The sequence below is a fragment of the Streptomyces sp. A2-16 genome (assembly GCF_018128905.1).
Lineage (GTDB): Bacteria > Actinomycetota > Actinomycetes > Streptomycetales > Streptomycetaceae > Streptomyces.
On sequence record NZ_CP063808.1, the window covers coordinates 8745062 to 8770243 of the forward strand.

The following is a 25182-nucleotide window of genomic DNA, read 5'->3' on the forward strand; positions in this document are numbered from 1 at the left end:
CCTCTCTAGTACTCATAATGCTGAGCCGTACCCGGGACCTTCCCAGTCCTCGGATTGCTGTACGGGCGGACATTGAAATGCGCCCCTTGATCGCCCACGCCCCCTTCGCCGTAGTAGTGGCCGTATGAATGATCCTGAATGATCACGCGATCGCCGCCGCCGCGCGTGAATACGTATTCGCGGGTCATCACTCGAGTTCCGTCGGGGTTCAAGATATTTTCCCCCTTACGGTTCGTCATTGGCACCATGTTCAACTCGTCAGGCTGCTGGCCGTTCGGAATCCCAAGATCCCTCTTCGCCGCCCTGAAGGCCGAGCTACGACTCGGGAGGGTCCGAACCTCGGGCACACAGTTGCTGTTGTGAACAAGTACCGGCGTTGCCCCCGCCAGCACATAGTACGTGTGCAAGTCGTCGACGGTGAGGTTGTAAGTACGTGCGTACTTGGTGAAGGCACGGTTGCCGGTGACGATGACGGTCGCACCCTCATCGGTGAGCAGGGTCATGCCCGACTTCAGTGCCCCCGCGTCGACCCAGTCACCTTCGGACGGAGACCAGAACGGATGCTCGAAGGTGGCCGTCAGCTTCTCGATGCCGTCCCCTGTTGCGATGGACAGCTCGTTGAATTGCTTGTCGTCCTCCGTGACGATGAGGCGGGTGACCTTTCTGGGGCCTGACTCACCAGTCCGGGGATCCGTGGCCTCAACCTCGTCACCGAGCTTGATGTCCTCGATGTCCTTGGTGGTCCCGTCAGCCATCAGAACATCGGCGCCTGCCAGGAAACACTGGGTGCAACCGCCCGCCGGTTTCCTGGAACTGCCGCCCGACATCGGTTTTTCTGCGCTGGCGTGCAAGGGGCTGCCCGCTACAGCACTGACCGCACCGCCATATCCCATGGACATGTCGCGGAATTGGGTCATCACACTCTTGGGGCACGACTTCATGGACCAGCAAACGTTCAGACCCCAGTAGCCCAATTGGTTTGCGGCCGCCTCAGGGTTCGTTCCGTCGGTCAGATATCCCGGCAGACGACCGTTGGTGGATTTGACTGTGTTCACGTAGTAGTAGAAACGCCGGATGAACTCGGCGCGCCCATTCCACTTCGTCGGGACAGTGACACCGGGGAATACCTCAGCCGGGTCGTAGTGGTAGCTGGCCTGTGGGCCATTGCAGTACGAGCAGGGCTTCTCGCCCTTGCGCTGGCCCGTGTAACCCGCCCGCTCCCCGTCTCCGGCCACCGGATAGCCGTCTCCGCAGATGTCTCGCCTGCACAGGCCCGAAGGGTCGCTGAAGCTGACCGGGCTGTTGTTCGAGTACGCGTAGCCGTTCATCTGAAGCGGGTCCGCGAGGTCGATGATCGGGTCTGCGGAGAGGAAGCGACCGCTGCTCTGGTCGTACTCCCGCGCTCCGATATGGGTCAGTCCGGTTGCCGAGTCGTCGACACCGACTCCCAGGTAGCTCCGCTTGTTCGGCCAGGACGCCGGCTTCGCTCCGCGTACTTCGCCGTACGGCTTGAAGTCCCGTCTGGTGACCGTCTGGCCGCTCGCCACGTCCACCGAGGTGTTCGCCGTGCCCAGGTGGTCGGTGATCAGGACACTGAGCTTGTGACCGGTCGTCGAACCGTTCGTCGCCGTACGGACCACCGTGGGAGCGCCCGCCTGGGCGTAGGAGCGGGATGCCTTCGTGACCGTGCCTGTGGCGTTCGTCGTGATCTCGGTCTCGCCGAGGTACAGGGTCGAGCCCGACGGCGAGTTCTCCAGCAGACGGTTGCCGTCAGCGTCGTAGACGTACGTCGTCGTCGTGCCGTCGTCGGTGATGGTGCCGAGCTTGTTCTCGGCGGTCCAGGTGAGGTTCTGCGTGGAATCGGCCAGGGCCCGGTCCGTGGTGTTGCCCGACGCGTCGTAGGTGTACGAGCTGCCCTTTCCTGAAGGGTTCGAGCTGATCGACACCATCGTGTGCGGCTGAGTCTTGTACGCCGGGGTGGTCGGCGTCGCGGCGATTGTCGTGCCGTAGCCGTACGTGTAAGCGGTGTCCCCGTCGGTCATCGCGGCGCGGTTGCCGAGCCAGTCGAAGGTGTAGGACTGGCGATAGGAGGTGCCGCCGGTGGAGATGCCGGCCGAGTCGGGGGCCGCTGCGGAGCGGGAGGCGGACAGAGCGCTGTCAGGGGTGGAGGTGTCCGCTGCCGCATCCGGAGCCTCGGCCACCGGCCCGGAGGAGGCCGCGTAGTCCGTGCGTGGACCCCAAGTGGTGCCGTTCGCCGACTTGCAGCCGGTGCCCTGGCCGTTCGGTGTGGTCCCCGAGGTCCAGGCGTGGACCAGCTCACCCTGCACGTCGTAGGTGAAGCACTGCGTGTCCCAGGCCGCGTCCGACAGTTGGCGGGCCTGGGAGGTGATCGTGCCGGCGATGTCGTAGGAGTAGTAGCTGTCGGTGATGCGGTGCGGGTCGGCAGTCTCGCGGTCGGTGACCGTGCGCTGGAGACGACCCGTGTGCGGGTCCACGAAGTTCGTCGTCCAGACGCGGTAGGGCTGGGCGGCGGAGACCGTGCGCAGGACTTCGCCGTAGGGCGAGTAGGTCGCGTCGCTCGTGTACCAGGTCTGACCGGAGGTCGACTCCGGCAGGCCGTCGCCGGTGTAACGGGTGACTACCTTCTCGCGCGCCAGGCCGCCCACGGCGGGCAGAGTGACGGATAGGGGCTTGCCCGTGGAGGTGTACGTGTAGGTGTAGGCGTACGTGCCGGAGAGGCCGGTGGTCATCGAGTTGGCCGGGATGACCGTCTCGGCGCCCGTGAGGTGGTACTCGGCGTCGTAGCCGGTGACACGACTGACGTAGTCACCGGTGTCCGTGTGGCGCTTGGTGGAGGTCGGTCGACCGATGCCGCCCGGTGCCTCGTCGTAGAGATATTCCTTGGAGGGTGTGGCGGTCGCCGAGCCTTGGCGTACGTAGCGCACCCGGCCGAGGACGTCGTACTCGGTGAAGGTCTCCTGACCGCGCGCGTCTCGCACCCGGTTGGGGCGGTCAGCGGCGTCGTACCAGGTGTCCGTCGTGCCTGTGTCGGGGTCGCCGGCGGAGGTCACCCGGCCGCGGGCGTCGTAGGTGTACGTCCAGGCGTTGCCCGCCGGGTCGGTGACCTTGGAGCGGTTACCGCGAGCGTCGTACTCGTAGTTGGTCGTGCGGCCCGCGTCGGAGGCGCTCTGGGTGAAGTGCTTGACGGACGTGGTCCGGCCCAGCGCGTCATTGAACGTCTGTGTCTTCGGCGTCGTGGACCCCGCCGGATCCTCGATCACGCTGTACAGGCCGTACGTGGTCGCTGTCGAGTACTCGAAGCCACCTTCGTGGTAGACCGAGGCACGCACCTGGCGTTCCAGGCCGTCGTAGCGGTACTTGGTGAAGGACGGCACCAGCGTCTTCGACCGAGGAGCGAACATGACCGGCTCAGGTTGGCCCTTCGCCAGGTAGCCACTGGTCTTTTCGTAGACCAAGCCGTGGTCGTCGTAGGTGGTGTCCACAATGACCCGGCCCGGGCCGTGGGCCTCGGTCTGCTGCTGGACCTCGCGGTTCAGGCCGTCGTAGAGGGTGATGCCGGTGCTGTAGGAGCCGTCGTCCTTGAGGGTTCTGACGGTCACCGCGGCCGGCCTGCTCCCGTCGGAGCCGGCGGTCGCGGGCTGATAGGAGATCGTCACGTTCGGCGACAGCCCGCCGGAGCGGGACGCTGACCAGCCCTTCACCAGGCGGCCGAGCGCGTCGTACTCGGTGCGCGTCACCCGGTGGTTGGGATCCTCGGTCGTCAGCGCAAGGCCGCGTCCGGGTTCGAAGGTCGTGGTGGTGGCCTGACTCTTGGCGTTGATGGTCGTGGTGGCGGTGACCGGGCCGCCGCCCGCCGGCGTGTACTGAGTCTCGGTGGTACCGAGGCCCGGCTGGGTGACCGTACGGACGCGGCCGAGATCGTCGTACGTAGTAGCGGTGACGACCGAGTGCGAGGTGCCGGCCCCGTCGATCTCGGCTGTCGAGGTGACCATGCCCTTGGTCGGCGCCGCCCCGTAGGCAAGGCTGTCGTAGGTGTAGCGGGTCGAGGCCATGAGCTTGGTGGCCGGGTCTGCGGTGGCATAGCCGGAGCAGGAGGTGGCGGTGGTGCGTTGTTCCGTGGGCAACCCGATCAACCACGCCGTGGTGTTGTGAACGTACGACGTCTTGGTGCACGTCTGGTTGGAGAGGGTCTCGCCGCTGCCGTTGGGCTTGACGACGGACGTCTCGACCTGAGTGGGCAGACCATAGGTGTCGTCGACCGTGGTGAGGGTCCGGACGGCTCGCCAGTTGGTCCAGCCAGTGGCCTCCAGTCGCTGGAACTCGTCGGAGCGCTTGACGCCCGTGCGGTGGGCGAGCAGGGGGTCCGCGGTCGTGCCGTCCTCGTTCTCGCGGGCGCGGGAAGCGGTCTGCTTCGACCACGGGTAGTTCAGGGTGCGCCTGAGGTCCTGGCCGTCGGAGTCGCGGTAGGTGACGGTCTCGGCGGCCATGCCGGCGTATTGCGGGGCGTCGTCCGCGAGAAGCGTGTAGGTGCCGGTGGAGTCCTTGACCTCGCCGCCGGTGCCCTGGAAGTAGCGGGTCGCGGAGAGGGACTGGGTCTGTCCTTCGCCCACCGTGGACTCAAGGTGTGCGCCCTTGATGGTCTTGACCTGCCGGTAGCCGCGCCAGTCGCTGTAGGTGCGCAGCGAGGGACGGGAGAACTCGTCGTCGCTTCTGGCCCAGGCCGCTCCCTCGTACGAGTAACTCGTGGTGATCGGCCTGCCATGCGAGGTGACCTTGTCGATCTCGGTCACGGAATCGACGACGTACTTGTTGAACCACGCCTTCGCTGGAGTCTTCTCATCGCCGTCGGGGGACCAACGCACCGGGTAGCAGGTGCCGTTGGCTTTGCCTTTGTCCTCAGCGGGCGGACTGGCGCAACCACCCGTGTACTCGACTTCGATGTCACCGCCGCTCTCGGTGGAGACGACACCGATACGGGGGCGGGTGAAGCCGGGGCGCTGGTCGTTCTTGCCGTTCAGCACCAGGCCGGGGAGTTGGCGGTCCTTGAGGCGGGAGGCGAGGGGGGAAGTGGAGCCAACCGTGTACGGCGCGAAGCTGACGCCCTGGCTGGACTGGAGTGTGCCGGTGGTGTCGCCGGGCGCGTATCCGGTGCGGGTGATGGAGTTGAGCCACAAGCCGGGCGCCGTGTCATACCAGTCCTCCGGGAAGGACTGGCGGAGCGTGTACTTGTCGACCGGACCCAGGCCGGTCTGACCCGCGCGGGCCGCCTTGGTCGTCACCGTGTCCAGACGCATCTGGGTCCAGAACGACGGGAACGCCGGGCACAGCTTGGACGTGGACTTGCAGTTGAGGTTGCCCGGAGTGTCCCACCAGGCGCGGTAGGCGCCCGGGTCGTCGGTCTTGGCGAAATTGGTCGCCGCGCACGCCGTGTCCGACTTGAGGCAGCGCTGCTTGACGCCGAAGTCCACGGTCGCCGACGGTTTGGTCAGCCCGTCCGGGCGCATGCCGTATTCGATCGACGTCGGGTAGGCATAACGGTCGTACTGCTCGGGCGCCTTGAACTTCTTACGGACGGCGTACCAGTTGGACTCCTGCGCCCAGTTGAGGATCATTGTGTTGCCGTGAACGTCCACGACCTTGTCCAGGCCCCAACGCCAGGCCTGCTGCTTTCCTGCGCCGCAGCGGGAGTCGGCGAAGACCGAGGCGTTGCAGGGCTCGCCCGGGTGGTTGCCGAAGACCGGGACGGTCGACACGGAGTTGGTGGTGGCATGACCACCGCCGACCGCGTTCAGACCGTAGTAGTACTGGTTGCCATCGGTCGTGGTGACCACCCAGTACTCGCCGTTGTTGTCGTCGTTGGTGCCGCCGACGCGATGCTCGACCCGGGTGCCGTCGTCCTGCTGGAGACGATAGGCCTCGGTCTCCGACTCGGGCTTGCTTCCGGATGGCGCGTCCCTGACCAGCTCGGTGGTCTTTCCGCCCAACGACATCACCGCGTTGTACGACACCCAGCACAGGTCGGATGTCTTGTCCTTCTTGGCTGTGTTGTTGGGAAGACTCGCGCCGAGGGTCTTGCGGTCGTCCTGGCAGGGACGGTAACGACGCTCGATGTAGCCGGGGTCATAGGACCAGCCCTCGCCGATCCAGGACGCCTGGGGCGAGGAGACGGCCGTACGCCCGTCCACGGTCTGCGAGTTGTAGTTGAAGGCGATCTGGGGCGCCGGTCCGCCCGGCGGCTCCGGCACTGTCAGCGGGTACGAGAAGGAGAACGCGCCTGACGACCCGCCCGCCGTCCACTTGCCGTCCGTGGCAAGCGGGGTCGCCTTGAAGGTGCCGCCGCCACCGGTGCCGGAATCGATCGCACCGACGACCGCGGTGCTACTGCCAGCGGCGGCGATCTGTGCCGTCTTCCGGTAAGCGGCTTGGAAAACCCCGGAGTTCGCGGACGGCGTGGGCTTTACCGAGGCCGGTGTCACCGTGCCGTCGGCCGCAGGGTCGACGGTGGCCGTCGCGGATGCCGAGGCCGGGTCGTTCGAGGTCTCCAGTTCCTCGTACGTCTGGCATGCCTCGTCGTCCGGCGTGGTCAGGTAGCAGTCGGGGAACTGCACGAAACGCAGCCGCGATGCCCAGTCGGCGCCGTAGAGACTCTCGAACTTGTTGTAGTCCAGTTTCACCGAGATCGGGACCGCCCCGGCGGCGGGGGCTTCTACGACGATGACGGCGCCGTCGACTCCCTGTGCCGTCGAAGCGGTGCGCTGCGGGATCGTGACCTGCCAGGTGCCGGTCGGCGCCGGCTGGCCGGCCGCCTGCCCCAGGCTCACTGGCAGGGTGCCAGCAGGTGTCAGCGCGGTCTGTGACGCTGTCGGTCCGGCGGTTCGGGCCGAAGCCGTCGTCGTGGTGGAACCGAAGGTGACGGGTGCCGATCCGGCGGGCGTGATCGTTGTGTTGGCTGCCGCTTCGAGCTGGTCCTTGGGTACTTCGGCGCGCAGTGTCGAGCGATCCGGGCCGGAATCCTTGCCCGGGATCGGCTTCTCCTTATCGAGATCCTCCAGGGTCAGGGTCTCTCGGCCGACCTCCGCCTTCGCCGGATCCGGGGGGAGCGCCATCGCCTGGGCGGGCAGCAGCCCGACCAGCAGCGCCGCAGCCGTGACCGGGACGGCTGCGCGTGCCATACGGCGCCTGCGAGCATGCGAAAGTCGATCGAACACGACCAGGTCCCCCCGGACCACTTGAAGCGGGACCGGTGAAGGACCACGCGTGACGACTTATCAGAGAGCACAGATTCTGTGATCACTCTGTGAAAAAGCGCCAGATATGCGGGATCGATGTGATGATCATCGCCGTGCGTAACGCATCATTACTTTACGAATGCGCCGCAAGGTGGAATATGAACTTACCTGGGCTTGACTTCACCCTTATCGCCCATTGAGAAAATTTAGAACCCTTGCTTACGTAAGCCCCCTCAGTGCAGTCAAATTGTCCCTTCTCGCGTATTTCGAGGACTTGAACTCGCGGATGTTTGGCGCTTCAGGCGGGACGCCAAACCGGCACCACGCAAGCACCTCCAGAGATCTCCACAGGGTGACGACAGTTCCCCCATAGGTCATCATCAGCTGGCCACACGAGGGGGAAGGGGAACCCGCCCGATGACGCACAACCGGCGCCGCCTGCCCGGCCGTCGGGCCGGAGCGGCACTGCTCGCCGCCGCGGTCACCACGACCGGTGTCGTCTACGTCGGCTTCCGGCTGACCGACGACGCCGCTCACCAAGGCACCCACCGCGGTCCCAGCACTGCGACAGTCACCGAATCCACGGCGCTCACCCAGGCGATACGGACGGGGAAGGCCGTCGAGGTGACCGCTGCACGGACCGCGCGCAGTACCACTTGGGCCCGGCCCGACGGCCAGATGACGAAACAGCTGTACTCGTCCCCGGTTCGGGCCAAGGTGGGTGGCGAGTGGAAGAAGATCGACACGAGTCTGCGCCGCACCGATCGAGGGTGGGAACCGAAAGCCACCAACACCCGGATGGTGTTCTCAGCCGGGTCGGAGGACCGGAGCGGGCAGCGGGCCTCACGCGCGACCGTACGCCGTGTTTCCCTGCTCAAAGACGCCGCTGACGCCGGGACCCCACTCGTCACCCTCTATGTCGGCGAGAACGACGGCTACCAGGTCCAGCTGACCTGGCCAGGCACGGTACCGACACCCATAGTCGACCGCGACCGCATCCTGTACCCGGAGATCTTCCCGGGCGGCGACCTGGTGCTGACTGCGGACGACGACGGCTTCGGCCAGGTGGTCGTGGTCAAGAATCGTCAGGCCGCCTCCGACCCTCACGTCCAACAACTCGCCTACGGACTGAACTCGTCCAACCTCAGCTTCAGTCTGGACCCCCTGTCAGGTGTGGTCACCGCGGTGAACGGCTATCGCGACGAGGTGGCCGTGTCCCCCACCCCGCTGATGTGGGACAGCAGCGGGGCCCCCGCCGTCACCGACGGCGCTGTCGGCGCCACCGCGCAGCCGACAACGTCCGAGTCCCCGAACCCGACCGACTCACCAACCATCTCGGACAGCCCCAGCGCCTCCGAGGATGAAGAGGTGGAGTCAGACGAACAGAGCGATACGGACATCGAGACCTTGCCGCCGGCGACCGACGGCCCGGCACCGAGCGTCTCGGAGTCTCCACTGCCCACCGCGCCGGCCGAACCGACCCCCGCGCCCTCCCAGAGCGGCTCCTCCGCGACGCTGGGCCTGACGTCTCTCGACGGTCCTTCGCCGGACTCACGCGGTGACGTGGTGAAGGCCGGCCTGTCCGCCGGGCAGTGGACGCTCACCCCGGACCAGGACTTCCTGACCGACCCTGCCACCACCTACCCGGTCTTCATCGACCCCTCGGTCAAGAAACACACCCAGAACTGGACGACCGCCTACAACCGCTTCCCGAAGGCCACGTTCTACAACGGCAAGGGCTTCAACAAGGGCGGCACGCACGAGGCACGGGTCGGCTTCGAGTCCGACACCTGGGGCACCTCACGATCGTTCTTCAACATCCAGTTCGACAAGGATCTCAAGGGAACCAGGATCACCAGCGCCAAGCTGCGCATGCTGGAGACCTACTCCTGGTCCTGCCAGGCACGCTCGATGAGCGTGCACATCACGGGCGAGATCGACTCGCACACCAACTGGAACAACGCGCCCGAGCTCCATGACGGGAACAAGCTTGCAACCAAGAGCTTCGCGCACGGCTACAAGTCCGGCTGCCGCGATGCCTTCGAGACCTTCGACGTGAAGAAGGGCGCACAGAAGCGGGCCGACAAGGGTGAGAGCATGATCACCTTCGGCTTGCGCGCTCGCGACGAGAACGCCCAGTACGCGTGGAAGAAGTTCCAGGCGAACGGCGACTACGCTCCCGTGCTCGAACTGGTCTACAACCGCCCGCCGTCGATCGTCTCCGACTCTCTCGACCTCGGCCCGGACGGCAGGTGCACCACCACGAAGCCTTACGTCCGTATGGGCTCCGGTGACCTGACCTTCACGGCCAAGGCCACGGACAAGGACAAGAACCTCGACTACTTCGACTTCGACTTGTGGGAGACGGAGAAGTGGGACTCCACCGGTGACTTGTTGAAGACGACCGGCAAGGTCTCCGTGGGCGGTGACACCAGCACCGCGCTGCGCACCACCAACGGATTCGCCACCAGCAAGCTCAAGAGCGGCGCCACGTACTCCTGGCGAGTCCGAGCTCTCGACGACGCTGGAGTCACCTCCGGCTGGTACCCGAAGACACCCTGCCGCTTCGTCCTCGACACCACCGCACCGCGCCCGCCCGTGGTGACGTCCACCGACTTTCCCAACGCGGACGCAAGCCAGAACGGTTTCGGCAGCGGCGGTGAGGACTCCAAGTGGTCCGTCAAGAAGTTCGGCACGGCAGGCAGCTTCTCCGTACGTGCCGTGAACGCCGACGTGGTGCGCTACGAGTACGGCTACAACTCAGCCTCGTACTCGGGCAGCGTGTCACGCACCAACGGCACGTCCACCAGCGTCTCCGCGACCATCGGGAATGCCAAGCCACCCGCTGCCGGGCCCAACGTGCTCTATGTCCGAACCATCGACGCCGCCGGCAACATCTCCGAGCCGACCAAGTACTTCTTCTACGTCACTCCCCGTGACCAGGCCGACAAACCCGGCGACTTCACCGGTGACCAGTTCCCCGACATGATGGTCGTCACTGACGAGGGCAATCTCGCGCTGTACCCCTCCGAAGCGACAACGACGGATGCGGACAAGGGCTCGGGCGATCTGAACTACTCGATGCCCGGTGCCTATTGGCCGAACCCCGACAAGGACCCCAACGGCACCGACAATCTGCCGCCCTACGTCGCCGCCCCCAAGGACCACTTCAAGGGTGCCCTGATCACCCACAACGGCGACATCTACGGCGGGGACGGCCTCCAGGACCTCGTCGTCCGGGTGGATGGCAGGCTCTGGGTCTATCCGGGCGACGGCTACGGTGCGGTCAACATCGACAGACGTCAGGAGATCCTGCTGCCGTCGGGTGCTCCGAGCCCTTCGGCCCTGACTCAGATCGTCGCGGCCGGAGACGTCACCGGCGATGGCCGGACCGACTTCTTCGCCACCGCCGGGGATGAGTTGTGGGCCTTCACCGGTTACCACGGGGCGACAGTCGACCAAGCAGTCCTGCTGTCCGGTGGGTGGACCAGCCGTGATCTGGTGACCGTCATGGACGTCAGCGGCGACACCATCGCCGACATGATCTACCGCACCGACTCGTCCGGGCGGCTACTGCTCCGCCAGGGAATCGCCGCGAGCGCAGGAGGCACCGACCTCAACTCCCTGGCCTCCGCCGCCAATTCCTCGGGCAAGATCGACACCGAGTACGGTGCGTCCGGCTGGTACACCGCCGACGTTCCACTGCTGATGGGCACACCTGACGCCAACAGTGATGGCATCCCCGACATCTGGGCCGTCGCGGCCAACGGTGCCGTGATGTTCCATCCAGGGAGCAAGACCGCGTTGTCCGGCTCGGGTACGCAGGTCATCAACCCGAACACCTACTGGCCGAAACGGCTCTCCATCGGATGAGCACGGCCGGGCTCCGCCTCCCGCAAGGGGCGGAGCCCGGAGCGGTCAGGCAGCCTCTTGTCCCGCAGTCGCCGCGCGCCGGGCCCGACCCCGCCGCGAACCGTTCGGCCACAACCTCGGCCTCCGCTTCGCCGCCAGGTCCTCGATCCAGCCGAATGCCAGGATGGCGAGCCCGATCAGCGGCCACACCAGGAAGAACATCCACAGGGTGTCCGTCGAGTCGAGGGCCGCGACCGCGCGGTCGCTCTGCATGAAGGGCAGGTCGTAGGCCAGGTCGATGATCGGGACCGTGGCCATGATGAGCAGGTTGTGCCAGAGGTAGATCGTGACGGCCCGGTTGTTGGAGAGGGTGACCAGCTTGTCCCAGCGGGCCAGGCGGCCCGGGAGTTCCTGCCAGGACGGGGAGTACTGGAGCAGGATGACCACGAAACCGAACGACCAGGCCGCCTGGGCCAGCGGGATGTCGTTGAGGTCCCAGCCCTCGGGGCCCAGATGGCCGGACGCCCACCACAGGCCGAAGGCCATCACCAGGAACGAACCGGAGACGGCGAGATAGCGCGGGACCTTCGCCAGCACACCCTCCTGGTGCGCGAAACCGAGGACCCAGCAGCTGCCGTAGACCGCGAAGTCGGTGACCGCGTTGCCCAGTTCGCCCGGGATGGTGACGATTCCGGTGCCCACGACCGCGGTCAGGGCCAGCGGGGCGAGCAGGGTCGCCCACGGCACCCTGCGGAACGCCCACAGCAGCAGCGGGGACGCCAGCACGAACCAGAGGTACGCGCGGAGGTACCACAGCGGGCCGACCGCCTGGTCCGCCCACGTGGTCTCCAGCAGGTCCTTCGGGAAGCCGACCTCCCAGGGGTACGGCGGCGCCCCGATCGGGATGACGTAGTTGACCAGCTCCAGCAGGCCCCAGGTGCCGCTGTGGTCAGGGTCCTCCGAGAGCTTCCAGCCGCCGACGAACATCAGCGGCAGCACCACCGCGCTGAACGCCCAGAGGGGAGGCAGGAGTCGGCGGATCCTGCCCCTGATCACGCTCAGCGCCGGACGGTTCAGCGAACGGGCCATCAGCGAGCCCGCCAGCGCGAACATCACGCCCATCGACGGGAACAGCACGGTCAGCCAGGCCCAGCCGAACAGGTGGTAGAGGACGACGCGGACCAGGGCGAGGGAGCGGAGGAGATCCAGATAGCGGTCCCGGCCCGGTGCCTTGGGCGCGGCGGTCGCCTCGCGCTGTTCCCGCTGCCCCGCCGTGCCCGTGTACTCCTGCGTCATCCGACCGGCCTCCGCTCGTCGCTCTCACTGCGTGCCCGCTGCCTCGGCACCGGTCCGCCCGGTGCCTCGACGACCCCCGTGCGGCGCAGCTTCTGCCAGCGCAGCCGGCCCCCGGTGAGGGCCGTGATCCAGGACTGGAGCAGCACGACGTACATGAGCTGGCGGTAGAGGATCTGCTGCAGGGGCAGCGAGATCAGATGGGTCATGCGTTCGCGGTCCAGGCGGAACGCGTAGGCCGCGCAGACCAGCTGGATCGCGAGGACGCCCAGCCAGGCCACGATCGTCTTCTCGGTCGGGCCGAACACGACACCGTAGAGCAGGAACACGTCGATCAGGGGGGCCAGCAGGGGGGCCACGACCATGAACAGGGAGACCAGGGGCAGGCCGACGCGGCCGAAGCGGCCCGAGGGGCCCCGTTCCACCAGCGCCTTGCGGTGCTTCCAGATCGCCTGCATGGTGCCGTACGACCACCGGTAGCGCTGCGACCAGAGCTGCTGGACCGACTCCGGTGCCTCCGTCCAGGCGCGCGCCTTCTCGGCGTAGACCACGCGCCAGCCGTCCCGGTGCATGGCCATGGTGATGTCGGTGTCCTCGGCGAGCGTGTCGTCGCTCATGCCGCCGACGCGTTCCAGGGCGGACCGGCGGAAGGCTCCGACGGCGCCCGGGATCGTCGGCATGCAGCGCAGGATGTCGTACATCCGGCGGTCGAGGTTGAAGCCCATCACGTACTCGATGTGCTGCCAGGCCCCGATGAGCGAATCCCGGTTGCCGACCTTGGCGTTGCCGGCGACGGCGCCGACGCGCGGGTCGCCGAAGGGCTGGACCAGTTCGCGGACCGTGGACGGCTCGAAGACGGTGTCGCCGTCCATCATCACGACGATGTCGTAACGGGCGTTCGCCAGACCGCGGTTGAGCGCGGCGGGCTTGCCCGCGTTGAGCTGGCGCACGACCCGGACGTTCGGCAGGCCCATCGCCTCGACGATCCGGGCGGTGCCGTCGCTGGAACCGTCGTCGATGACGAGCACCTCGATGGGGTGCTCGCTCGCCATCAGGGAACGCACGGTGTTCTCGATGCACTTGGCCTCGTTGTACGCCGGGACCAGCACCGACACGGGCTCGACGACCGGCTCTCCCCAGCGGAAGTCCTTGCGGCGCACCCGGCGGGCGTGGACGCCCGAGAGCAGCAGCATGAGGACGAAGCGGCCGATGACCAGGGAGCCGATGATCGAGAGGCCGACGACGAGGACGTCGGTGATGTGCTCGGAGGCCTGGACCAGGAAGATCCACGCCTTGCCCTTCCACAGCTCGGGCCCGGCGACCGTGGTGTGCGCGCTGGGTGAATCGAGGGCCTCGGTGAGGTTGTCGAACTCGTAGCCCTTGTCGCCCATCTCCGGCAGGAACCGGTCGAGGGCCTGGACCGTCTGGTGGCGGTCGCCGCCGGAGTCGTGCATCAGCACGATCGCGCCCTTGCCGTTCTTCGGCGTGGCGTTGCTGATGATCTTCTGGACGCCGGGCTTCTGCCAGTCCTCGCTGTCGGTGTTGTTGACGACGGTGATGTAGCCGCGGGTGCCGATGTACTCGGTGACCGGCCAGGACTTGTTGTCCATGGCGTCGGCGAAGGAGGAGTACGGCGGACGGAAGAGCGAGGTGCGGATGCCCGCCGCGCCGGCGAGGGCGAGCTGGTTCTGGGAGAGCTCCCAGTCGATGCGCTTCTTCGACTGGAAGGACAGGTCGGGGTGGTTGAAGGTGTGCAGGCCGATCTCGTGGCCCTCGTCGACCATGCGCTTGACCAGGTCCGGGTAGCGGGAGGCCATGGTGCCGGTGACGAAGAAGACGGCGTGCGCGTCGTGCTTCTTCAGGACGTCCAGGACCTTCGGGGTCCAGGTCGGGTCGGGGCCGTCGTCGAAGGTGAGGACGAGCCTGTGGTCCGGCATCTTCAGGCTGGTGGCCTTGCCGCTGCGGGTGTCGATCACCGGCCCGCCGTCGATGATCTTCTCCGGCACCTTGTCCGAGGAGGCCTCGGCCTGGATGCGGTGGTCGGCGAGGATCTCGCTGTGGACGTAGCCGCGCAGCATCAGCATCGCCATCAGGGCGACGAGGATGAGCACGGGCAGCAGCAGGCGCATGGGCAGGCGACGGCGCCTGGAGCCGTCGGGGGCTCCTGGTGCGGTCCCCGGGCGGCGGGTGCGGGATGCCATCAGAGGATGTTCTCCGGGGACGGGGAGGAGAGCGGGGCGCCGGACGGCGCGGGGGCCGAGGTGCCGGAGGTCTCCGACGCGATGGGCGAGGGCTCGGCCGGCCCGTTGGCGACCGTGCCGGGGCCGGCGCTGTCGCCGCCCGTGGTCTGGGTCGGGGCGACCGACGGGTCGGGGCTGGTGGTGACGGGCGGGGTGACGGAGGGGCTGGGCGGCGGGGTGGCCGACTGGGTCGGCTGGGTCGACGGGTCGGCGCTGGCCGACGGGTTGCCGCCCGGCTTGGTGGCGGTCGCCGAGGGGGCGCCGGACACGCCCGAGCTGCCCGGGCTCACGGTGGCTCCGGGCGCGGTACCACTGACACCGGGCGCCGGGGTCACCCCGCCGCTGACCGTCGGGGTGGTCCCCGGGATCACCCCCGTGGGGACGGAGGACTCGGCGGACTCGGCCGGCATGGGGCTGGAGTCGACCTTCCCGGCCGGGGCGTCGTCCTTCGGGCCGGTCACGGGGAGCCAGGGCGCGTTGGAGTTGCCGGACAGCAGGGTGACGACGATGACGACGGCGTAGACCGCGCAGGCCAGGCCCACGGCGATGCCGATCCGGCGGAAGCGGCGGCTGCGGCGGCCCGACTCGTCGACGAAGACGGGGCCGTCGGAGCCCTCGGAGCCGCTGTCGCCCGCAGGGCCGCCGCCCTCGATACGGCCGTCGCCGTTCATGCTGATCGCGTCGAGCTGGACGGTCACCTCGTGCGGGTCGTGGGTGTGCCCGCCACCGCTGCCGGACTCGTCCCACGGGTCGCGTACGACGGCTCTGCGGCCGGCCGGTTCGAGGACGTCGTCCCCGCGGTCCGCCCTCGGAGCCCCCGGGAAGTCCCGGTCGCCGCTCTCCCCGGACAGCACCTCGGTGCGCTCGGGCGTCGGTTCGGGCCCTTCGGACGCGACGGAGCCGGCGGACTCGGCCGAGTTGACGGATCCGGCGGACACGGCCGAGCCGAAGGAGTCACCGGACGCGGCCGAAGCGGACGCGCCATCGGACGCGGCCGAAGCGGCCGGTCCCGCAGACGCGGTCGAGCCGGAGCGGCGTTTCGACGGAGCCGCCCCGAAGAAGTCCACGGCCGGCTCTCCACTCACTCCGGCCCCACCACTCGCGCCGCTGCCTCCGGCCGAGCGACTGCTTCCGGCAGAGCCGGTGCCTCCGGGAGAGCCGGCCGCCTTAACGGCTCCGCTCGCTCCGGTTTCCGGGAACGTCTGCGTCGCGCCCCCCGTTGTCGCCATGTCCTGGGTGCCTGATGCGACCTCGGGCCATTCCGGTTGGGCTTCTTCTCGCCACTTTTTCACGCGCACGCAAATCCCCCCACGGGCTGTTCTGGGCGCGTTTCGACCTTGAGCACACGTCGGCTGAACCGGGCCCCCACCCGGTCCGAGCGCCCCCCTTACCACACCGTGCTCAGGCCACGAATGTAGCGCACACGGAGGATGCGTGTTTGCCACGTGTCATTTGTGGATGTTCATATCGGGCTCATCGGTGGCTGGAATCCATCCATCGACGGGCCGATGAAGCCAGCCATGTTCGACGGAGAGTTCGATTGCGGCTCGCCGGAGCGCGTCAAAAGCGGGGTGCACCAGACCCTTGCGCCACACCAGCGACACCGGCGACAGCGGCACCGGCTCGACCAGCGGACGCAGCACGGTAGCGGGCATGGCCGGAAAGTCCACGACCGCGAGAATGGGGTTGCGGGTCTTCGCCATGATGCGCCGGAACTCCTCGTCGCCGATCGCGAGCGGGGCCGGCGGGGCGATCCGGATGCCCCGTCCTTCGAACAGCCGACGAGCGAGATCGGTCCATTCCGGAGTGCGGGGATTTCCGGCCCCGGCGTAGACGGTCTCGCCCTCCAGGGCGGCGAGCGGCACCCGCTCCAGGCAGGCGAGCCGGTGGTCCTCGGGCAGGACGACAGCCATGGGCTCGTAGCGCACGGGCTGGTGGCCAAGGCCGGCCCGCAAGGCCGGGGCCAGACCGGTGAACCGGCCGAAGGACGCGTCGAGGCGACCGGCCAGCAGCTCCCCCGCCGCGCCGGTCAGCCCGCTCTCGTAGCGGGCCATCAGCTCCTGCTCAGGGGCGAGTTCCCGGGCCCGCAGCAGCACGGCACGGGCGGTGGCCTGGTCGGGGAAGTTCAGGTCCACGAGCAGGGGGCGGGCCTCGGCGAAGGCGGCGAGCAGCTCGTCCTGGGCGTCCAGGGCCCGGCGGGCGTACGGCACCAGCCGCTCACCGTCGACGGTGAGCGCGACCTGCCGGGTGGTGCGCACGAACAGCTCGGTGCCGAGCTCCCGTTCCAGCCGCCGTACATCGCGGCTGAGGGCCTGCTGGGCGACGTAGAGCCGGGCCGCCGCGCGCGTGAAGTGCAGTTCGTCGGCGACGACGAGGAAGGCGCGCAGGAGACGAGGGTCGATGTGGTGGCCGTGGGGGCCGGGGCTCGGGCTGGGCACGGACATCGGGCGAACTTACAACACAGGTGCGTGAATCGGTGCGGAGAAGGTGTTGGACCCCTTGATCGTCTCCACGCGACGGTAGGAGCATGCCGCAACCCGACCGACCGCTGCTGTTCACCACGACCGCCGACGCACTCGTCGTGGTCGATTTCGGCCCCAGAGGCGCCGCCCGCGCCCCCGGCCCCTACCGCCGTCTTCTCGCCACCCCCGGAGCCCGCGCGTTCACCATCGGGAATCTCCTCGCCCGGCTCCCCATGGGCATGTTCAGCGTCAGCGCGGTCGTCATGATCGCCGGGACGCGTGGGTCGTACGCCCTCGCCGGCGCCGTCGTCGCGGCCGGACTGGCGGCCACCGCGGTCGTCGCGCCGTGGACCGCGCGGCTCGTCGACCGTCATGGACAGGCCAAGATCGCCGTACCGGCCACGGTGCTGGCCGCGCTCGGCTCGCTCGCCCTGCTGCTGTGCGTCCGCCTCGGAGCGCCCGCCTGGACGCTCTTCGTGTCGTACGCCGCCACCGCCACGACCCCCAACCTCGGCGGCATGTCCCGCGCCCGCTGGGCCCACCTCCTCGCCGGCGACGAGAGGTCGCTGCATGTCGCGAACTCCTTCGAGCAGGCCGTGGACGAGGCGTGCTTCATGCTGGGCCCGGTCCTCGCGGCCTTCCTGTGCACGGCGTTGTTCCCGGAGGCGGGCACGCTGGCCGGGGTGGTGCTGCTGGTGACGGGCGCGCTGGTGTTCGCGGCTCAGCGTTCGACGGAGCCGCCGGTGCACCGGCACGGCCTCGCGAAGTCGCCGTTCCGCGCGCCCGGCATCCCGCCCCTGCTCGCCGTCTGCCTCGCCATGGGTGCCGTCTTCGGCTCGATGGAGGTCGTCACCATCGCCTTCGCCGACGCGCAGGGGCACCGTTCGGCGGCGGGGGTCGTGCTCGCGCTGCAGGCGGCCGGTTCGTGCGCGGCGGGGCTGGCGTACGGGGCGGTGCGACGGACGGGGTCCGCCGAGGACCGGTACGTGTGGTGCGTCGCCGCCATGACGGCCCTGCTGACGCTTCCCCTGCTGGCCGCTTCCCTCACCGGCTCCCTGCTCGCCCTGGCGGCCGCGCTGCTGGTCGCCGGGATGGCGACGGCCCCGACGATGGTCACCGGGATGACCCTGGTCCAGCGGCGCACTCCGCCGGGCCGGCTCAACGAGGGCATGACCCTCGCGGTGACCGGTCTGCTCGGCGGAATCGCCTGCGGCAGCGCGGCCGGCGGCTGGACGGCGGAGCACGTGTCGCCGGTGGCGGGCTTCGGCGTCCCGGTCACCGCGGCCGCGACGGCCCTGATGATCGCGCTCACCTGCACGAAACCCGCACGGCCACGCCCCGCGCTCTGACGGCCCCACCCTGCCGGGCCCGCCCGGAGCTACGCGACCGGCGGCCGTACGCCCAGAGCACGTCCCCCGGCGGCCGTACGCCGGAGCACATCCCCCGGCAGCGGACCGCCCCCAGCCGGCCAATGCCCCAGCCCGCAGCCCCCGCCACAGCACCCGCGCGGCAGCGCCGATCCCCCCGCTCGCGACACCCCAGTCGTCGAACCGCTTCACCTGATCCTGCATAACCCATTGACGACCCTTGAAGGGGGCACATACGTTCCTTCGTCGAAGCGCTTCGACAGGGGTCGTCGAATCGAGTCGATTCGACGACTCCTGCGCGGCGCCCGGCCCGAAGCACCATCCGACTCCCCGGAGGTACGGGATGTTGACGGCACGAAGGCGTGCGGTGGCGACGGCGGCGGTCCTGACCGGATCGCTGCTGATGACCTCCTGCGGAGGCTCCGACAGCGGGTCCTCCGACGGGAAGACACTGCGGCTGTGGCACTACGAGGGCCCGAGCAGCGCGATGGGCATCGCCTGGAAGGAGGCCATCAAGGAGTTCGAGGCCACGCACCCCGGGGTGAAGGTGGAGTTCGAGGAGAAGAGCTTCGACCAGATCCAGAAGACCGCCCCGATGGTCCTCAACTCCTCGGACGCGCCCGATCTCATGGAGTACAACAAGGGCAACGCGACCGCGGGCCTGCTCTCCAAGCAGGGCCTGCTCACCGACCTCACGCAGGAGGCCGCCAAGCGCGGCTGGGACAAGAAGCTCAGCCCCAGCGTCCGTACGACCAGCCTCTACGACACCAACGGCGTGATGGGCTCCGGCAAGTGGTTCGGCATCCCGAACTACGCCGAGTACACGCTGGTCTACTACAACAAGGACCTCTTCAAGAAGTACGGCATCGCCGAGCCGAAGACGTTCGACGAACTGACCGCCGCGATGGACACCTTCGTCGAGAACAAGGTCACCCCCCTCGCCAACGGCGGCGCCGCCTATCCCGCCCAGCAGTACCTCTACCAACTGGCGCTGTCGAAGGCCGACCGCTCCTGGGTCGACGCGTACCAGCTCTACAAGGGCAGGACCGACTTCCACGACGCGGCCTGGACCTACGGCGCCGAGACCTTCGCCGACTGGGTCAGGAAGGGCTACTTCAGCAAGACCTCCAGCGGCCAGAACGAGGAGGCCGCCGGGGTCTCCTTCACCTCCGGCAAGGCACCGATCCTGTTCTCCGGCACCTGGTGGTACGGCCGCTTCAAGACGGACAGCAAGTTCGACTGGGGCACCTTCCGCTGGCCCGGCTCGAAGCTCACCCTCGGCTCCGGCGGCAACCTCTGGGTCGTGCCGCAGGGTTCGAAGAACAAGGACCTCGCCTACGACTTCATCGACATCACCATGTCGAAGAAGATCCAGAACCTGCTCGGCAACTCCGGTGGTGTCCCGGTCGCGGCGGACGCCTCCGCCATCACCGACCCCCAGTCCAAGACCCTGATCGAGAACTTCAACGCCCTCTCGGAGAACGACGGCCTGGCCTTCTACCCCGACTGGCCGGTCCCCGGGTTCTACGACGTCCTCGTCTCCGGGACCCAGAAGCTGATCACCGGCAGCGAGAAGCCCGACGGCTACCTCGACGACCTCCAGGACGCCTACGACAAGGGCGCGCCGAAGCAATGACGGTGACCGTCGAACGCGGTGCGCGGGCGGTCGGCAAGGGCAGCGCCCCCCGGCCCCCGCGCCGCCCCCGCGACTCCTACGCCCTCTTCCTCCTGCCGGGCGCCCTCGCCTTCGCCGCGATCATCGTCCTGCCGTTCGTGATGAACACGTATGTGAGCTTCACGGACTGGCAGGGCGTGGGCTCCCCCGAGTGGTCCGGGCTCGCCAACTACCGCGAGCTGATGGACGACGCGGAGTTCTGGGCGTCCTTCCGGCACAGCCTGTTCATGGTCGTGGCGATGGCGGCGATCCCCACGGCTCTGGGACTCGTCCTCGCCGCCGCCCTGTTCGACTACGTCGGCAGGCACTTCGGCACCCGGATCGCCGCCGTCCTGCGCGCCTGCTTCTACCTGCCCCAGGTCCTGCCGATCGCGGTCGCCGGCATCGTCTGGAGCTGGATCCTCGCCCCGGACAACGGCTCCCTCAACGCGCTCCTCAAGGCGATCGGCCTCGGCTCCTGGCAGCAGGACTGGCTGGGCGACCCCGACCTCGCCCTCTACAGCGTCATGGGCGTCATGGTCTGGGTCCAACTCGGCTTCCCGCTGGTCGTCTTCATGGCCGGCCTGCAACGCGTCGACCCCCAGCTGCACGAGGCGGCCGAGCTGGACGGCGCCGGCTGGTGGCGCCGCTTCTGGCACATCACGCTGCCGCAGATCCGCCCGGAGATCTACGTCGTCCTGACCTGGTGCTCGATCGCCGCGCTCAAGGTCTTCGGCGCGGTGTACGTCCTGACCAAGGGCGGACCCGGCGGCGCCACGAACGTGCCGTCCTACTTCTCCTTCACCACGTTCTTCGAGAAGACGCAGGTCGGCTACGGCGCCGCGATCTCCACCGTGCTGACGGTGATCATCCTGGCGCTCTCCCTGATCGGTCTGCGGCTCCAGGAGAGGACCGACGCATGACCACCGCCCTGCGCCGCTACCCGGTGCTGATCGCCCTGTGCCTCGCGGCCCTGTTCATGGTCGTGCCGTTCCTCGTCGTCACGGTCAACGCGTTCAAGTCCCCCGCGGAGTACGCCCAGAACGGCCCCCTCAGCCTCCCCGACGGCCTCTACACGCAGGGCATCAAGGACTTCTGGGAGCGCGTCGACTTCGGCCGGAAGCTGGCCAACTCGGTCCTGATCAGCGGCTCGGTGGCGGTGCTCGCCGTGGTCCTGTCGGTCCTCAACGCCTACGCGATCGGCATCGGCCGCATCAAGGGCCGCACCTGGGTCCTCGCCTTCTTCGTGCTGGCGAACATGCTGCCGCAGGAGGCGCTGGTCTACCCGGTCTACTACCTGAGCAAGGAAGTCGGCCTCTACGACACCAGGCTGAGCGTGATCATCGTGTTCACGGTGATCCAGGCGGCCTTCGGCACGTATCTGCTGGCCTCGGTGCTCGGCCAGTTCCCCCGCGAGATCCTCGAGGCGGCCCGCATCGACGGCGCGAACAAGTGGCAGGTCCTGTGGCGGATCGTCGTCCCCGTCAGCCGCCCCACCCTCGGGGTGCTGCTGGTCTTCTTCTTCATCTGGACCTGGAACGAGTTCCTGCTCCCCCTGGTCATGCTGATCTCCAACGACAACCAGACGGTGTCCGTCGCCCTCGGCGTCCTCCAGGGCCAGCGCCTGATGGACGCCACGATGACCAACGCGGCCGCCCTGCTCGGGGTGCTCCCCGCGATCGTGTTCTTCCTCGTCTTCCAGCGAACTCTCACCCGCGGTATCGCCGTGGGTGCCGTGAAGTAAGGACCCCCCACCGATGAAGTTCACCGACGGCTACTGGCTGCTGCGCGAGGGCGTCACCGCGGACCATCCGGCCGTGGTCCACGAGGTCGTCGCCTCCGACGGCGGCCTCGAGATCCATGCGCCGTCCCAGCCCATCCGCCACCGCGGCGACCTGTTGAAGGGACCGGTCGTGACGATCAGCGCCCACGCCCCGATGCCCGACGTCATCGGCGTCACCTTCACCCACTTCGAGGGCGAGCAGCCGGACCGCCCCGAATTCGAGCTCAGGAAGGAGGAGTTCGCTCCGCACACCGGGTCCGACGAGGACTCCGCGACCCTGACCTCCGGCACCCTGTCGGTCCGGTTCGCCCGCACCGGCCCCTGGCAGGTCGACTTCCTCGCCGACGGCCGGGTCCTCACCAGCAGCGGCACCAAGAACATGGGCATCCTGCGGGACGCGACCGGGGCGCACTACCTGCGCGAGCAGCTCAACCTGACCGTCGGCACCTCGGTCTACGGCCTCGGCGAGCGCTTCGGGCCGCTGGTGAAGAACGGCCAGGTCGTCGACATCTGGAACGCCGACGGCGGCACGGCCACCGAACAGGCCTACAAGAACGTCCCGTTCTACCTCACGGACGCGGGCTACGGCGTCTTCGTCGACCACCCCGGCAAGGTCTCCTTCGAGGTCGGCTCGGAAGCGGTCTCCCGGGTCCAGTTCAGCGCCGAGACCCAGGAACTGACGTACTACGTCATCCACGGCCCGTCTCCCAAGGAGATCATCCGCAAGTACACGGCCCTCACCGGCCGTCCGGCGCTGCCGCCCGCCTGGTCCTTCGGTCTGTGGCTGTCGACGTCCTTCACGACGTCGTACGACGAGGAGACGGTGACGTCGTTCATCGACGGCATGAAGGACCGCGAACTGCCCCTGTCCGTCTTTCACTTCGACTGCTTCTGGATGCGCGAGTTCAACTGGTGCGACTTCCAGTGGGACCCGCGGGTCTTCCCCGACCCGGAGGGCATGCTCGCCCGGCTGCATGCGCGGGGCCTGAGGGTGTCCGCGTGGATCAACCCGTACATCGCCCAGAGATCCCCGCTGTTCGCGGAGGGCAAGGCGCTCGGCCACCTGCTGAAGCGCCCCGACGGCAGCGTGTGGCAGTGGGACCTGTGGCAGCCGGGCATGGCCCTGGTCGACTTCACCAGCCCGGCCGCCCGCGACTGGTACGCCTCCAAACTGGAGGCCCTGCTCGCGCAGGGCGTGGACTGCTTCAAGACCGACTTCGGCGAGCGGGTGCCGCTGGACGTGGAGTGGTCGGACGGCTCCGACCCCGAGCGGATGCACAACTACTACACCTACCTCTACAACCGGACCGTCTTCGACGTGCTGCGCAAGCACCGCGGCGAACAGGAGGCGGTGGTCTTCGCCCGCTCGGCGACCGCGGGCAGCCAGCAGTTCCCGGTGCACTGGGGCGGCGACTGCGAGGCGACGTACGAGTCGATGGCCGAGTCGCTGCGCGGCGGGCTGTCCTTGGGGCTCTCCGGCTTCGGCTTCTGGAGCCACGACATCGGCGGCTTCGAGGGCACCCCGACGCCGGCGCTGTTCAAGCGTTGGCTGGCCTTCGGACTCCTCTCCTCCCACAGCCGGCTGCACGGCAGCTCCTCCTACCGGGTGCCGTGGCTGTTCGACGAGGAGTCCGTGGACGTCCTGCGCCACTTCACCCGCCTCAAGCTGAAGCTCATGCCGTACCTCTACGAGGCCGCGCGCACCGCCCACGCCGAGGGCGTGCCGGTGATGCGGGCGATGGTCCTGGAGTTCCCCGACGACCCCGGGTGCGCGCACCTGGAGCGGCAGTACATGCTCGGCCCGGACCTGCTGGTGGCGCCGGTGTTCGACGACGAGGGCGAGGTCTCCTACTACGTCCCCGAGGGCACCTGGACCCACTTCGTGACCGGGGAGACGGTCACCGGGCCGCGCTGGGTGCGCGAGAAGCACGACTTCATGAGCGTGCCGCTGCTGGTCAGGCCGGGTGCGGTGATCCCGGTCGGCGCGGTGGACGACCGCCCCGACTACGACCACGCCGACGGGGTGACCCTGCGGGCCTTCGGTCTCGGGCGGGGCGAGCAGGTGACGGTACAGGTCGACGGGGTCGCCTTCACCGTCGTACGCGAAGGGGACACACTGCGGGCGTCCTGCGGTGACCCGTCGGCGCCCTGGGGCCTGGCGGCCGGGGACAGGGCGGCGCGGGCGCGGGCCGGGACCGGGTTCCTCTCCCTGGAGCTGGGCTGATGGTGAAGATCACGGATGTGGCGCGGCGGGCCGGGGTCTCCCCCAGCACCGTCTCCTACGCCCTCAGCGGCAAGCGCCCGATCTCCGAGGAGACCCGGCAGCGGGTCGAGGACGCCATCCGGGAGCTGGGCTACCGGCCGCACGCGGGCGCCCGCGCCCTGGCCGGCCGGCGGTCCAACGTGCTGGCGCTGGTCGTGCCCTTCCGGGACGGGATCCATGTGCCGACCGTGATGCGGTTCGCGGTCTCGGTGGTGACGACGGCCCGGAGGTACGACCACGATGTGCTGCTGCTGACCCAGGAGGAGGGCGAGGACGGGCTGACGCGGGTCGCGGACACGGCACTGGTCGACGCGCTGATCGTGATGGACGTCCAGCTGGACGATCCCCGGCTGCCGTTGCTGCGGTCCCTGGACCTGCCGTCGGTGCTGATCGGCTTCCCTGCCTCTTCCGCGGGCCTGACCTGCGTCGACCTCGACTTCAGGGCGGCGGGCGAGGCGTGCGTGGAGCATCTGGCGAGGCTGGGGCACCGGTCGGTGGCCCTGGTGGGCTCCCCGCCGGAGGTGTACGTGCGCCGGACGGCCTTCGCCCAGCGGGTCGTCGAGGGCTTCACGGCGGCCGCGGACCGCGGCGGGATGGCGTCGACCGTCCACCCCTGCAAGCCGGGCGCGGCCCGCGAGGTCGCCGAGCGGCTCCTGCGCGAACAGCCCGCGCTGACGGGCGTGGTCGTCCACAACGAGGCCCTGCTGGAGCCCCTGCTCGACGCCTTCGCCGACCTCGGCCTACGGGTTCCGACCGACCTCTCCGTCACCGCGATCTGCCCCGACGACCTCGCCGCATCGGCCCGCGTCCCGATCACGTCGGTGACGCTTCCGTCGACGGAGGTGGGTGAGCGGGCCGTGGAACTCCTGATGAAGAAGCTCGCCGGAACAGCCGTACCGGAGTCGACACTGCTGCCACCGAGAATGACGGAACGGGCAAGCACGGGGCGACGGACGGTGGCGTGACGGGTCGGCGAGGGGCGGACTGCAAGCCGGTGAAGGCCGGACATGACGAAGGC

General features: G+C 68.5%; 12 protein-coding genes. 7 read left to right on the forward strand and 5 right to left on the reverse strand.

All coding sequences use genetic code 11. The features are described 5' to 3' along the window. Window positions 1–5: 5 nt before the first annotated feature. Complete coding sequence (locus IOD14_RS39285) at window positions 6–7193, reverse strand: polymorphic toxin-type HINT domain-containing protein (protein ID WP_212672794.1); 7188 nt, start codon at window positions 7191–7193, stop codon at window positions 6–8. A 474-nt stretch (window positions 7194–7667) separates the two neighbouring features. On the opposite strand from IOD14_RS39285, the gene IOD14_RS39290 reads away from it, so the two are divergent. Beyond that, window positions 7668–11123: a DNRLRE domain-containing protein gene (locus tag IOD14_RS39290; protein ID WP_212672795.1), complete on the forward strand. Its 3456-nt coding sequence runs from the start codon at window positions 7668–7670 to the stop codon at window positions 11121–11123. Between the two features lie 45 nt (window positions 11124–11168). Here IOD14_RS39290 and IOD14_RS39295 read toward each other — a convergent pair whose 3' ends face one another. The 4 genes from IOD14_RS39295 to IOD14_RS39310 form a co-directional block, all read right to left on the reverse strand. After that, window positions 11169–12398, reverse strand: coding sequence for an acyltransferase (locus tag IOD14_RS39295; RefSeq protein WP_212672796.1), 1230 nt, complete (start codon window positions 12396–12398; stop codon window positions 11169–11171). Then, the gene (locus tag IOD14_RS39300) at window positions 12395–14596 is read right to left on the reverse strand and encodes a glycosyltransferase (RefSeq protein WP_123989657.1); all 2202 of its coding nucleotides are present in this window, start codon (window positions 14594–14596) and stop codon (window positions 12395–12397) included. Before IOD14_RS39300 ends, IOD14_RS39295 begins: the two co-directional genes overlap by 4 nt. Next, a complete protein-coding gene (locus IOD14_RS39305) occupies window positions 14596–15720 on the reverse strand; it encodes a hypothetical protein (protein ID WP_212672797.1) in 1125 nt (374 codons plus the stop codon). Before IOD14_RS39305 ends, IOD14_RS39300 begins: the two co-directional genes overlap by 1 nt. A gap of 363 nt (window positions 15721–16083) precedes the next feature. Further along, window positions 16084–17079: a LysR family transcriptional regulator gene (locus IOD14_RS39310; protein WP_212672798.1), complete on the reverse strand. Its 996-nt coding sequence runs from the start codon at window positions 17077–17079 to the stop codon at window positions 16084–16086. Window positions 17080–17162: 83 nt separating this feature from the next. Between IOD14_RS39310 and IOD14_RS39315 the strand changes: the two genes are divergently transcribed. The 6 genes from IOD14_RS39315 to IOD14_RS39340 all read left to right on the forward strand — a co-directional run bounded on the left by IOD14_RS39315 (window position 17163) and on the right by IOD14_RS39340 (window position 25129). Next, complete coding sequence (locus IOD14_RS39315; protein ID WP_123989659.1) at window positions 17163–18446, forward strand: MFS transporter; 1284 nt, start codon at window positions 17163–17165, stop codon at window positions 18444–18446. Window positions 18447–18807: 361 nt separating this feature from the next. Next, window positions 18808–20100: an extracellular solute-binding protein gene (locus IOD14_RS39320; protein WP_174269147.1), complete on the forward strand. Its 1293-nt coding sequence runs from the start codon at window positions 18808–18810 to the stop codon at window positions 20098–20100. After that, entirely contained in the window at window positions 20097–21041 is a 945-nt protein-coding gene (locus IOD14_RS39325; protein WP_123989660.1) for a sugar ABC transporter permease, read from the forward strand. Before IOD14_RS39320 ends, IOD14_RS39325 begins: the two co-directional genes overlap by 4 nt. Then, the gene (locus IOD14_RS39330; protein WP_123989661.1) at window positions 21038–21862 is read left to right on the forward strand and encodes a carbohydrate ABC transporter permease; all 825 of its coding nucleotides are present in this window, start codon (window positions 21038–21040) and stop codon (window positions 21860–21862) included. Before IOD14_RS39325 ends, IOD14_RS39330 begins: the two co-directional genes overlap by 4 nt. 13 nt (window positions 21863–21875) lie before the next feature. Next, window positions 21876–24125 (forward strand): alpha-xylosidase, encoded by a 2250-nt coding sequence (yicI, locus tag IOD14_RS39335; RefSeq protein WP_123989662.1) that lies wholly within the window; start codon window positions 21876–21878, stop codon window positions 24123–24125. Then, window positions 24125–25129 carry a LacI family DNA-binding transcriptional regulator gene (locus IOD14_RS39340; protein WP_212672799.1) on the forward strand — a complete coding sequence of 335 codons (1005 nt, stop codon included), beginning with the start codon at window positions 24125–24127 and terminating at the stop codon, window positions 25127–25129. The genes yicI and IOD14_RS39340 overlap by 1 nt, the downstream gene beginning before the upstream one ends. The last annotated feature ends 53 nt before the right edge of the window (window positions 25130–25182 follow it).